The organism is Daejeonella sp., assembly GCF_044348475.1.
GTDB lineage: Bacteria > Bacteroidota > Bacteroidia > Sphingobacteriales > Sphingobacteriaceae > Daejeonella.
The window spans coordinates 1-11,936 of the sequence record NZ_JBIKSU010000060.1 but is presented as its reverse complement, the minus strand read 5'-3'; the positions used below and the strand labels follow the sequence as shown (position 1 = coordinate 11,936).

General features: G+C 36.4%; 10 protein-coding genes. 5 read left to right on the top strand and 5 right to left on the bottom strand.

Annotation, left to right across the window (positions count from 1 at the left end; all coding sequences use genetic code 11):
- From asnB to ACIQZ6_RS09955, 5 genes are all read right to left on the bottom strand, one after another.
- On the bottom strand, window positions 1-982 hold a 982-nt coding region (gene asnB, locus ACIQZ6_RS09975), incomplete at its 3' end, for an asparagine synthase (glutamine-hydrolyzing) (RefSeq protein ID WP_395810654.1).
- Window positions 983-1,039: 57 nt separating this feature from the next.
- Window positions 1,040-1,297, bottom strand: a complete 258-nt coding sequence (locus tag ACIQZ6_RS09970; protein WP_373567385.1) for an acyltransferase — start codon at window positions 1,295-1,297, stop codon at window positions 1,040-1,042.
- Window positions 1,298-1,822: 525 nt separating this feature from the next.
- Entirely contained in the window at window positions 1,823-2,806 is a 984-nt protein-coding gene (locus tag ACIQZ6_RS09965; RefSeq protein ID WP_395810652.1) for a GDP-mannose 4,6-dehydratase, read from the bottom strand.
- Window positions 2,807-2,874: 68 nt separating this feature from the next.
- Complete coding sequence (locus ACIQZ6_RS09960; protein ID WP_395810650.1) at window positions 2,875-4,002, bottom strand: glycosyltransferase family 4 protein; 1,128 nt, start codon at window positions 4,000-4,002, stop codon at window positions 2,875-2,877.
- A 173-nt stretch (window positions 4,003-4,175) separates the two neighbouring features.
- A complete protein-coding gene (locus tag ACIQZ6_RS09955; RefSeq protein ID WP_395810648.1) occupies window positions 4,176-5,465 on the bottom strand; it encodes a hypothetical protein in 1,290 nt (429 codons plus the stop codon).
- Window positions 5,466-5,758: 293 nt separating this feature from the next.
- On the opposite strand from ACIQZ6_RS09955, the gene ACIQZ6_RS09950 reads away from it, so the two are divergent.
- The 5 genes from ACIQZ6_RS09950 (at window position 5,759) to ACIQZ6_RS09930 (ending at window position 11,067) form a co-directional block, all read left to right on the top strand.
- A complete protein-coding gene (locus ACIQZ6_RS09950) occupies window positions 5,759-6,868 on the top strand; it encodes a GDSL-type esterase/lipase family protein (RefSeq protein WP_395810646.1) in 1,110 nt (369 codons plus the stop codon).
- Between the two features lie 45 nt (window positions 6,869-6,913).
- Window positions 6,914-8,779, top strand: a complete 1,866-nt coding sequence (locus ACIQZ6_RS09945; RefSeq protein WP_395810644.1) for a carbamoyltransferase — start codon at window positions 6,914-6,916, stop codon at window positions 8,777-8,779.
- A 31-nt stretch (window positions 8,780-8,810) separates the two neighbouring features.
- On the top strand, window positions 8,811-8,960 hold the full coding sequence (locus ACIQZ6_RS09940) for a DUF5989 family protein (protein WP_395810642.1): 150 nt from the start codon (window positions 8,811-8,813) through the stop codon (window positions 8,958-8,960).
- Window positions 8,961-8,966: 6 nt separating this feature from the next.
- A complete protein-coding gene (locus ACIQZ6_RS09935; protein ID WP_395810640.1) occupies window positions 8,967-9,329 on the top strand; it encodes an SxtJ family membrane protein in 363 nt (120 codons plus the stop codon).
- Between the two features lie 844 nt (window positions 9,330-10,173).
- Window positions 10,174-11,067: a hypothetical protein gene (locus ACIQZ6_RS09930; RefSeq protein ID WP_395810638.1), complete on the top strand. Its 894-nt coding sequence runs from the start codon at window positions 10,174-10,176 to the stop codon at window positions 11,065-11,067.
- Window positions 11,068-11,936 lie beyond the last annotated feature (869 nt).

Sequence of the window (11,936 nt, the reverse complement as noted above, 5' to 3'; positions counted from 1 at the left end):
CAATACTGATATCTTCTAAGTTGAGGCTTACCAGCTCGAGGCCTAAGGCTGAAGCAACCTGTTTAGCATAAGCTGATTCATCAATTGATTGCTCAGCGAATCCTACATTGAATGCTTTAACTTTTTTTCCGGCCAGCTCATGCATGTAACAGGCTAGCAAGGATGAATCGATACCGCCGCTAAGAAGCAGCCCGATATCAACATTAGAAACAAGCCGGTATTTGATACTTTTTTCAAGTAGTTTATCTATTTCATCGAGTTCAGGAATATCTTTTCGCTGCCCAACATAATCAAACATATTCCAGTAGGTGCTTGATTTTGCTTGATTCTTGTTAAGATCATAACTGAAAAGTTCTCCTGCTTTGATCTGACTAACATTCTTATAAATGGTTTGAGGGCCAGGAATATACTGGAGTGATAAAAAATTGAGCAAGCTTTCCTCATTTATTTCTAGTGGGATAGTTTGGAAGGCATGAAAGAATTTAACTTCTGATGAAAAGATGATCACCTTTTCATTTTCAAAAATGAATAATGGCTTTTTACCAAGTCTGTCGCGGGCAAATACTAGTTCATTAAGTACTCGATCATAAATGACCAATGCAAACATTCCCCGTAGATATTTGCAGAATTCCTTGCCATACTGAGCATAAGCAGCAAGAATTACTTCGGTATCGCTTGCTGTATTAAAGGCATGCCCAAGATTTTGTAAGGATGATCTAAGCTCTTGGTAATTAAATATCTCGCCATTAAAAACAAGCACATACCGTTGATCTGAAGATTGAAAGGGCTGATTTCCATCGGCAGAGAGGTCAATGATCGATAATCTGCGATGGCCAAAGCAGACCCCATTTTCAGACCATATACCTTGATGGTCAGGGCCACGGTATTCCATGTGGTTTAGTGCCTGACCTATCGGTACAATAAATTCTGAATGGAAATCAGGATTGTTTTTTTTTGAGATTACTCCGATGATACCACACATAGTCAGAATAGTAGGGGCTTGATAAAACCTATGTGGTAATCAGTGCTGAGCATTCCTTTATTTTCTGCTTTTGATAACTTTTGCCGGAACACCTCCAACAATACTGTAGGGTGGAATATCTTTAGTTACTACGCTGCCGGCTGCAATAATTGATCCGCGGCCAATGGTTACGCCTGCCAGTATTACTGTGTTTGCGGCTATCCAGCAATCGTCTTCAATTTTCACAAACTCCCTTTTTACTCCCTGTTCTTTGATGGTCAAATCGGGCCTATCAAATAGATGGTTCTCTGCATAAATACTCACCCTGGGCGACATCATCACATTATCTCCAATCTCAATATAACCTGAACAACCGATATACGAATATGGACCAATGCTTGAATTATTGCCTATTTTTAGTCCTTCGCCAATTGCTGAACCGTAAATATTTGTTGGCCGTATGATTGCATGTTTTCCAATAGTTACACGATCGCCAGCTACAATACCTCTATAGGTCATACAGTTTACTTCGGCATAATCTTCTACAATAAAATCGCGCCCTACGCTTAAATGGCGTGCATATCGAATAGATGCTCCCTTGCCTACCATTACCCAGCCTTTTGAGCTTTTAAAGAATAAACGCTCAAACATTCCGCGCATGAAAAAAAATGAAAGCCGGAAAAAGGTTGTCAGGATATCAGCAGTATGCCATTCTGAAGGGAAACGTTCGAGTATAAATTTGTATCGTCGCAGGAATGAAGTTTCTGATTTCATATAGTTTTGACAAGAAGACGTTTATTTTGAGTGCCTTATTATCAGGTTTTCAAAATTTATCTCTACAAATTTAAAAATGTATCCGGATTATAAGTAGGAATTTGGTGTGCTATAATTGGAATAGCTTAATTCATGCTCAATCATATTTTCAATGATCTCATTCAGGCCAAGTTTTGCTTTCCATTGCAGCTCATTATTCGCTTTGCTCGGATCTGCTCGTCCTACCTGAAGATCTGTAGGTCTTCTTAGAACTTCGTCTATCACCACATGCTTTTCCCAATCAAGATCAAGAACTTTAAATGTAGTGTCAATAAATTCTTTCAGGGTATGGCTTTTTCCTGTTGCAATGATGTAATCTTTTGCTTGATCTTTTTGCATCATTAGCCACATGGCTTCTACATAATCTGGTGCCCAGCCCCAATCGCGTTCAATATTGATATTACCCAGACTAATTCTATGCGATTGATTACGATATATTTTACAGGCACCTGAAATAATTTTTTTAGTTACGAAGTGATCCGGTCTTAGCGGAGATTCGTGGTTAAAAAGAATTCCAGTACAGGCAAAAAGGTTGTAGGCTTCGCGGTAGTTATCTATTTGCCAGAATGCTGTTGCTTTTGCAATGGCATACGGACTTCTTGGATGAAAAATAGTGTTTTCGTTTGCAGGAATAAAACTGTCTCCAAAACACTCGCTTGACCCTGCATTATATAATTTAATGGGCAAATTGCTGAATCGGATTGCTTCCAAAAGATTAAGGTTGCCGGTACTTATACTTTCATGAGTTTCATGAGGTTGATCAAAGGATAGTCTGACCGAGCTCTGCCCAGCTAAATTATATACTTCGTCAGGTTTTATTTTGCTGATGCATTCAAGCGTATTACCAAAATCAGTGATATTGATAGAAACCAGGGTAATATCGTCTTTGATCCCAAGGTTAATTAAATTGATGAATGAAGCTGTCTGAGCATCTCTAGAGGCTCCATAAACCCGATACCCCTTGCCCAGTAAGAATTTAGCAAGGTATGAACCATCTTGTCCGGAAACCCCGCATATTAAAGCTTTCTTCACTTATTTAGTTTAAAAGTGTTTATTCTTTACAGAAAAACACCGTAAATGATAAATAATTTACGAAAATGCTAAAATTTATTGACAGCTGATTGAAAAGTTTTAATTAATTCTTGTGTATTTTTTTCCCAGGAGAATAATTTAAGTCTTTTTGTACCTTTTTGGATAAGTTCTTGCCTCAATCCAGGGGTTTCAATAAGTTCTCTTATTTTAAGACTGATGTCTTCAACGTTAAAGGGGTCAAAGCATAAAGTGGCATCACCACCTACTTCAGGAAGGCAGGTGTTATCTGAAACAATTACTGGTATTTGATGATGGAATGCTTCAAGCACTGGAAGCCCAAAGCCTTCATTAATTGACGGAAAAACATACATTTCTGCATATTTATAAAAATAAGCTAGATCGTTATCGCTTGCATAGCCAGTGGTTATGACGTGATCTTTTAATCCCAATCTATGTATAGTTTCATGAATGGCTTCACTATCGTCCATGTCATGTTTTGGACTAGGTTGTCCAACTAATACTAGTGAGTAGTCGGTATGTCCTGCCAGATGAATGAGCTTAAAGGCTTCAATTAGGCGTACTAAATTTTTTCTTTTTTCAAGTGTGCCTACATGTAAAATAAATTTTGAGGAAGGCATTGAAAAACTGGGAACATAGCCTGGTTCAGGTTCGGCAACTGCCATCTTTTTTGGAGCCAGATGAATGGCCTTGATTTTATCCTTATGAATACCTGTAAAATGAGAAATTCTATTTCTGGTATACTCTGTAATAGTTATAATCAGGGGTGCTTTTTTTGCAGCATTTACTCCAATCCACTTGAACAATTTCAGCCAGCTGGAGTTATAATGGCTAGAATACTCGTAAAAAAAAGCATCGTAAAAAACGGGAATGGCTTTAAATCCGGGTGTGAAATAGGGTACAAAATAATCTGTGCAGAACAGGATATCAACATGGTTTATCCTCGCTTTTATTGGAAGAATAACTTGTTTCCAAATAATAAATCGGATGTGTTCAACTAGTTTTAATAGTTTAAAACGTCCGGTATAAACTGCAAATGAGGTATCAAAATAGACGAGGTCACAATCGTAATTGCCGCTTTTAAATTGGTGATATATTTCTTCTAGATATGTTTTGGAACCTGTTTTTGCTATCCTGAGATCACGAATGTCAAGACCAATCCTTAATTTTTGTGTCATAGCAGGATATAAATCATAAGTTCTGCAAAAATAAAATTATTATCAGGATTTGGTTACTGTTAATTTTTTTATTCAGATAGTTTATTAATTGTAGGGGTTTGCTCAGCTATAAATTATCAAGATTCCCCCTTTCCATGTCTTAAGTTTGATCAAGTTGTTTACAGCAAAGAATTTCAAGTAAGTGCTTGGTTATCAATGTCCTTTCTCATGATCATGTTAACAAAAACTCCTGACAGAAACCAGTTTATATAGGTTATGTATGAAAAAGAACCTAGATCTGCTGTAAAAAGAGGCAGAGTTATTCCGACTTTAAGTAGGAATATGCATAAAGCTACCATCTTTTCTTTACCGTCAAGATGCGGGAACCATTTGTAGGAGTAAGCAATTAACGCGAAATGAATGAAGATGTAAAGTAGGACAGCGACAATACCGACCTGTACACCAAGTACAATAAACAGGTTTTCTCCTCCAATTGTAGATCCCAGGCTAGCTGCTACTCTTCCCGACATACCAAGCCCGACTCCAAAAGGATTGCTGATAATTGTTGTCAGGCCTTCAATCCAAGCGATTAAGTGGCCCAATGCTGACTCTTCCTGTAAAGTGATTGTTGATATTAGATAGTCATATAGATCTGTATTCTCCAGGACAATGCCAATATATATAAAGCCAAATGCGATAAGTGCATGGGAGGTGTTTAAAATGTACTTTTTGTGGGTTATTAAAGCATATATATATATTATTGCAAAATAACTAACCGTTGATGATCTGGAAAGGGAGAAAAATAAAGAAATTAAAGTAGCTGCTAAGGCTATTATACCTAGCCAAGTGGGATTAAAATCATTATTTTTCTTCGTAAATAATGCTGCTATGACGCAAATGGAAAGTAAGGTAGCTGAAGCATGTTCCAGAGGATCAGAGAAAAAACTGGCAAATCGCTTGAGCCCACTTGAGGATCGTTGAAAGGTCCATGTCAAACCATAATCACCTTCTTGCTGCTGCCCTAAAAAATCAAATGTATAATCAGAATATCCAGTTAATGATTGAAGGTGCTGGTCAGATGCTGCCTCGTAAATAACTAGAGTTGCTGCTGAAATTGCCACTATCAAAATGAAATGGAAATACTTACTTATCTGCAATGTGCGGGGATCTATCAGACGGCCTGCAAAATAAATCAATGCAAAAAATGAGGTGTTTTTATAAGCTAAAAGCCTATCCATGAACCCGAAATCTCCCAATGGAAGAAAAACATATAGGCCTGTATACAGGAAATATCCTGCTACGCAATAATCAATGACATGAAATCGGATCCTTTCTTTTAATTCCAAGACCAATACTGCCAGCATTGCAAGGATTACTATCTCTTTAAAAGGTTGAAATAATAAAATCAATGACTTATAACCGATCAGATAAAGTATTGAAAGAGTTGTATTATAGACGGATAAACCGAAGATTATAAAAATCATCCCGCCCTGAGGATTTTTATAGAAAATATCCTTTATTGCTATTAAAAAAGCGGAAAAATAAAGAAGCGGAAATATAAACATGCAAGATTTGAATAAAAAACTGGTTTCTGATTTTCCCCTATAAAAGTACATAAATCATTAGGTTGACGGAAATATTTGTCGAAAGCATTTGATTAGACTTTCAATTCCAGCGATTTCCCCTTACTTGAAGAAAATACATTAAGTTTATCTATTTTTGAATTTCAATAAAGAAAAAGTTTTAACAACAATATGCAAGTACCAAAGTCTATACAATGAAATCTAACTCTGGTAAAAAAAATAAATTAAAGTCTTTTCTCGGAGTTCTATTGATTTTTAGTATTTCTATAACTACAGGTTTATTAATTGGTGAAGTGATTGTTAGACTGTTGTATAAAAAGGAGATGGTATTGTTTCCACGATATCATACTGATGTAAAATATGGAGACTTTAAGATTAGGCGGATTAAACCTAATATGACTTTCACTCATACCAGTTTTGATGGCACTTTTCATTTTAAAACCAACAATAAAGGATTTAGAAGTGATAAGGATCTTAATTACAAAAAAGAACCTGGAGAGATCAGGGTTATTGCTTTAGGTGATTCACATACGCAAGGCTATGAGGTGAACCAGGATCAAACCTATTCAAGTGTTTCTGAAAACATGTTAAATAAGAATGGTTTAAAAAGCACAGTTATCAATGCTGGTGTTTCAGGGTTTAGCAGTGCAGAAGAATTAGTCTTTTTGGAAAATGAAGGGTATAAATATAAACCAGATTATGTAGTGGTGGCTTTGTTCGCAAATGATTTTGAAGATAATATGAGATCTGATCTATTTGAAGTCAGGAATGACTCTATAGTAGTTAAAAATCATGAATATATCCCCGGTGTTAGCATTCAGAATAAACTCTATAAATATGGAATATTCAGGTGGTTGGGAGAAAAGTCGTATTTGTATGGCTATGCATTTAACACCGTGTGGGACTTTATTAAAAAACGGAGTCAAAAAGCAGCATCAGGTAAAGATACTGAACTCGCAATTGCAGCTAATCCAAATACTAAATATTCAGAAGAGCTTATGAAAAAGTTGATAAGCCGTTTGCATGCTTACTGTAAAGCAGAGGGAATTAAATTAATTATTATTGATATTCCCCAACTGGATCCTGCTGTCTCTGTCTCATCTTCTATTCCAAAAAATATGCTATCTCATGTAGAAAAAAGTTGCGACACATTGTTTAATTATGATAATATGATCAATGAATACAGCGACAGGTCTTTAATTCACGTTAAACATGGACACAGACATATTTCAGCAAAAACTCATAAGATGATGGGACAAAAGATCAGTGAATATATTTTATCAGATCACAAGGCGGTAAATTGATTTGACTCTCTGTTTCTCAAAATTATTAATCTATAAAACCGAATAATGATAATACTTGGTATTTCCGCATTTTATCACGACTCTGCAGCTGCTATTATAGAGAATGGAGAAGTAATTGCAGCCGCACAGGAAGAACGCTTTACCCGCAAAAAACATGACCCGGATTTTCCTGTAAATGCAGCCCGTTTTTGTCTTGAATATTCAGGTCGTTCAATTAATGATGTAGATGCAATAGTTTTTTATGACAAGCCTTTATTGAAATTTGAGCGATTGTTAGAAACCTACTATGCTTATGCTCCGAAAGGTTTGAAATCATTCATGATGTCGATGCCAGTGTGGCTAAAGGAAAAGTTATTTCTGAAAAAACTGATCTGGGAAGCATTGGATACCATTGAAAAAGTTGACAGGAAAAAAGTGAAACTACTCTTTCCTGAACATCATTTATCTCATGCTGCAAGTGCGTTTTATCCCTCATCATATGAGCGGGCCGCTATCCTGACTATTGATGGTGTAGGCGAATGGGCGACCGCTTCCATTTGTCTTGGAGAAGGTAATAAAATCACTATTTTAAAGGAGCTGGACTTTCCTCATTCCTTGGGATTGCTATATTCTGCTGTTACCTATTTCTGCGGTTTTAAAGTTAATTCAGGAGAGTATAAGCTAATGGGTCTTGCACCTTATGGAAACCATAATTCTGAACAGGTAAAACACTTTGTAAATATTATCAAAACTAATCTTGTTGAACTGAAAGAAGATGGATCAATTTTCCTTAACCAGGATTATTTCAATTATGCAACAGGATTAAGAATGGTATACGATGACAAATGGAAACAACTGTTCGGATTCCCGCGTCGCGATTCAGAATCTTTGCTTGAGCAACATCATTGCGATCTTGCATTGGCAATCCAGCAAGTAACCGAAGAAGTTGTGCTTAACCTTGGCAAAGAAGCTAAAAAGCTAACAAATGCTGATTACCTGTGTATGGCAGGTGGTGTAGCACTTAATTGTGTGGCAAATGGCAAGCTAGATGATGCTAAAATTTTCAAACAGATCTTTATCACACCTGCGGCTGGGGATGCAGGTGGAGCTTTAGGAGCAGCATACGCTGCACATTATATTTATTATGGCAATGAAAGAAAGGTTGATCCTACAAGTCTTGACGGTTTAAAAGGTTCTTATCTGGGCACTGAGCATTCTGATATGGAGATAAATACAGTCGCAAAAAAATATCGAGCTCCATACAAGCAATTTGAGACGGAAGATGCACTTGTGGAAAAGGCTGCCGAATTGATTGCTGATGGTAACATAATTGGCTGGCACCAGGGACGAATGGAATTTGGTCCTAGAGCATTAGGAGCACGTAGTATTATTGCAGACGCACGAAATCCTGAAATGCAGAAAAAACTGAATCTGAAGATTAAATACCGTGAAGGTTTCCGACCGTTTGCGCCTGTAGTACCAATTGAAGATGTTAGCGAATATTTTGAACACGATGATATTTCGCCCTACATGTTGCTTGTAAAACAAGTTAAATTAAACCGACGCATTCCTTATCCTTCAAATTTTTCCGCGAATGAATTGCTTGATAAATTATATTTTCTAAGGAGTGATATTCCTTCGATTACTCATATAGATTATTCTGCACGACTTCAAACTGTCCATAAAGAAACAAATTTGAGGTTTTGGAAACTACTGAATGCATTTAAAAAGATAACAGGTTATTCAGTTATGGTTAATACAAGCTTTAATGTTCGCGGTGAGCCGATTGTTAATACTCCCGAAGATTCATACCGTTGCTTTATGCGAACAGATATGGATTACCTTATAGCTGGTAATTTCATTTTCGATAAAAAAGATCAACCCGAATGGAAGGAAAAAGATGACTGGAGAGAAGAATTCTCCTTAGATTAACAAAAAATTAGTGCACTTTTAAAATAATAATATGGATTTTATTAAAGATTTATGGGAGTTTATGAGAGCCCGGAAAAAATGGTGGTTAGCACCGCTAATCTTTGTTCTGTTATTCATTGGAACATTACTCGTATTGGGCGGAAGTTCGGCAATTGCGCCATTTATTTATACCTTATTTTAAAATTACATGAACAGGGTAAAGCATTTGGAGACCATTTTGGTATTGGTTTTAGCGCTGGGTGTATTTTTCTGGCTAACTCATAATACATACCTGCTGCTTGCTGCTGGTATTCTCGCATTCATAGGAATATTCATTCCTTTTCTTGCCGATAAAATACATTGGGCATGGATGAAACTTGCTCACTTAATGGGTTATGTTATGAGTAAGGTTTTACTTACGCTAGTATACGTTTTGTTATTGTTACCGCTTGCATTTCTTTCAAGAGCTTTTGGCAACAAGAATGGGATACGTCTTAAGTCAGGCGCTCAAAGTTATTTTAAAGATAGAAACTATACCTATACAAAGGAAAGTTTGGAGAATGTGTGGTAAAGCGGGTTCAAAAATTTTAGATTGCATAAACAACGATTTTATTTAGTATGTGTGGTAGAATTACAAATTAAAGATCCTTGGTTGCATTCATTAAACCTCTTATATAAATCAAAAAAAACACTACTTCAGTCGTTCTATAAATGCCTGAGATTAGATTTGCCATCAAGCCAAAAAGTTTTCTTCTGTTTCGATACCTTTATCCAAATATTCTAAACGTCTATAGTTTACGAATAGTGGGTTTCATTCTCACCCTGCTACTGTAAACAATGTGTTTATATTGCTTTTGTTCTTTGGTCAATACTTTTTTCTTGCTGTGTCGCCCGGTGCAATATATTAATCCAAAAAAAGGTGTATTTAAAAGCCTATAGGCGTGTTGCAAAGCCAAATTCACTAATGGGTAAAACATGTAATTCGATATAAATAAGATAAGCAGCTAGTTAGTAGTCAATTACATTAAGACGCATTTTTTCTTCCAAGTTCCAGGCCATCTCCCATACATGTACCGTATCCTTACAAGGCTGAAGTAATGTGATATATGATTTAAAACCGTCTCCGAACAGGATAGCAAGGGAAGTATTGTAAATGGATAAACCGAAAATTAAGTAAAGGACGCCGTAATAGGGCTTTTGGAGAAAATATCTTTTATAACTACAAAATATGCGGTGATATATAGCAGGGCAAAGTATTAACATTTCGGTACATTGATTAAATTACAAATGGCGAATAAATTGACCAAAAATACGAACACACATAAGCTAAATAATGCATATGCGGCACAAAAGGTAAATATTCTTCTATTTTTGTAGGCAATATGGTCCGTATTTATACAAGACTTTTATAAACAATGAATACTAAAAACCTACTAATTGCCGCTCTAGCAAGAAATTGCGAAGATTCTTTGAAGGTTAATATTCCTTTGATTGAGAAACTTAGAGCTCAATTTACTTGGTCTGAGGTTGTGGTAGTAGAAAACGACAGTATTGATGGCACAAAAGATTTATTAAATGACTGGAAAATAAATTGTACTAATGTTACTATAATATCAAACGATTATGGCACTAAAACAATTCCGGATAAAAGTGATTTAATAGCTAATCCATTGACTAGCGTTCAGCGCATTGATAAAATGGTTTCTTTTAGAAACGTTTATTTGGATTATATCAAACAAGTTAAACACCCAATTGATTTAGTTATTGTTATAGATATTGATGTGATTGAAATTTCTTTAACAGGTTTAATGAATGCAATAAATGCTTTTGATCATAACACTGGTGCTATTTTTTCAAATGGCATGAGTGTGATGAAAACTCCTTTTGGTGTGTCAAAAATTTATTATGACATATTTGCGGTGTGGGAGTATCCACAGTTGAATGAGTTTAGTTATTCAACGGAGTCAATACATCAAACATTTAAATCGATTAATCGAAATATTAAAAAATCGCCCTTTTATCAAGTTATTTCTGCTTTTGGTGGTGTTGGCATTTATAATTATCAGGCAATAAAGAATTTACAGTATAAAACTGTTTTGAATCCATTCAATCAAAAAGAAGCCATTTGTGAACACATTCCTTTTAATCAGGAGATTGTTAAACAGGGATTTAATAATTATATAGCCAGAGATTTTCAGGTTGTTTATGAAAAACATAATTGGACTATGATATTAAAGCTAATGTTGTCTTTCAACGCGTTTACTTTTATCTATCCAATCATTCTTAAAATTAAAAAATTATTTTTTTAAAATTGCTATTCTCAGCTCATAGCCGCGGAAGAAAATCATGAATGGAATTAGCTAACTCCTGGCACAGGAAAATTTATATCAATCTTAAACAAATCGTCCACTCACTGAACCTCCGTTCACCTCTCTTCCGCATTGACTGGTGCGGCAATTACAGTCCTAGCCCTCGCAGAACCTTTCATAGCAGCAGGCGCAGCGGTAGCGTTTTGGTTCTTTTTTGCTACAGAAAAAGAACTAAGCCCCCGCGGCTATGAGCGGAATGAAATGATAAAATGCTTGGTGGGTAACACCAAGCATAAGAAAATTTGTTTTTGCCTTTGGCAAAGATTATTTGTGTCTTTTGTCTTGAAACAAAAGGCACCAATGCCGAAGCGCCCTTGCGCTGAGACCACGAAGACCTAAAAAAAAACAATAAAAAATACTGAGTAACTTCAAGAAAGAACGATGCTTCAGCCCTCTAGGCCATACACCTGGCCCGCCGTTCTTTCATCCCACCGCTCGGATATTGTATTTCATTGGGTATTAATTTTCATTAGTCAAAACTTGACAGGGTACAAAGGTGAACGTTAGTGGGGGTTATGAACGCTCACCCACAAACGGCTGCGTACAGGGCTTTGATTTTTGTATTTAGGATGCTTTTAAAACTACCGCCACCGCCCTGTACAATGCCGCGCAAGACGGTTATGAAGGTGTAGCACAATTTTTATTATCCGCCACGCTCGCTCCAAAGGAGTCCTACGGACACAGACCTTTAATAACCGTTGTTCCGCATTGTCCCGATAGCTATCGGGAGGTATCGGCAATTACAGACCCAGCCTTCGCAGAACCTTTCATAGCAGCAGGCGCAGCGGTAGCGTTTATTCGCTGTTTTT

Bases quoted from the DNA above. Each gene is read 5' to 3' on its own strand.
- ACIQZ6_RS09970 (WP_373567385.1), bottom strand. From the start codon at position 1,297: ATGTCGCCCAGGGTGAGTATTTATGCAGAGAACCATCTATTTGATAGG.
- ACIQZ6_RS09960 (WP_395810650.1), bottom strand. From the start codon at position 4,002: ATGACACAAAAATTAAGGATTGGTCTTGACATTCGTGATCTCAGGATA.
- ACIQZ6_RS09955 (WP_395810648.1), bottom strand. From the start codon at position 5,465: ATGATTTTTATAATCTTCGGTTTATCCGTCTATAATACAACTCTTTCA.
- ACIQZ6_RS09950 (WP_395810646.1), top strand. From the start codon at position 5,759: ATGAAATCTAACTCTGGTAAAAAAAATAAATTAAAGTCTTTTCTCGGA.
- ACIQZ6_RS09945 (WP_395810644.1), top strand. From the start codon at position 6,914: ATGATAATACTTGGTATTTCCGCATTTTATCACGACTCTGCAGCTGCT.
- ACIQZ6_RS09940 (WP_395810642.1), top strand. From the start codon at position 8,811: ATGGATTTTATTAAAGATTTATGGGAGTTTATGAGAGCCCGGAAAAAA.
- ACIQZ6_RS09935 (WP_395810640.1), top strand. From the start codon at position 8,967: ATGAACAGGGTAAAGCATTTGGAGACCATTTTGGTATTGGTTTTAGCG.
- ACIQZ6_RS09930 (WP_395810638.1), top strand. From the start codon at position 10,174: ATGAATACTAAAAACCTACTAATTGCCGCTCTAGCAAGAAATTGCGAA.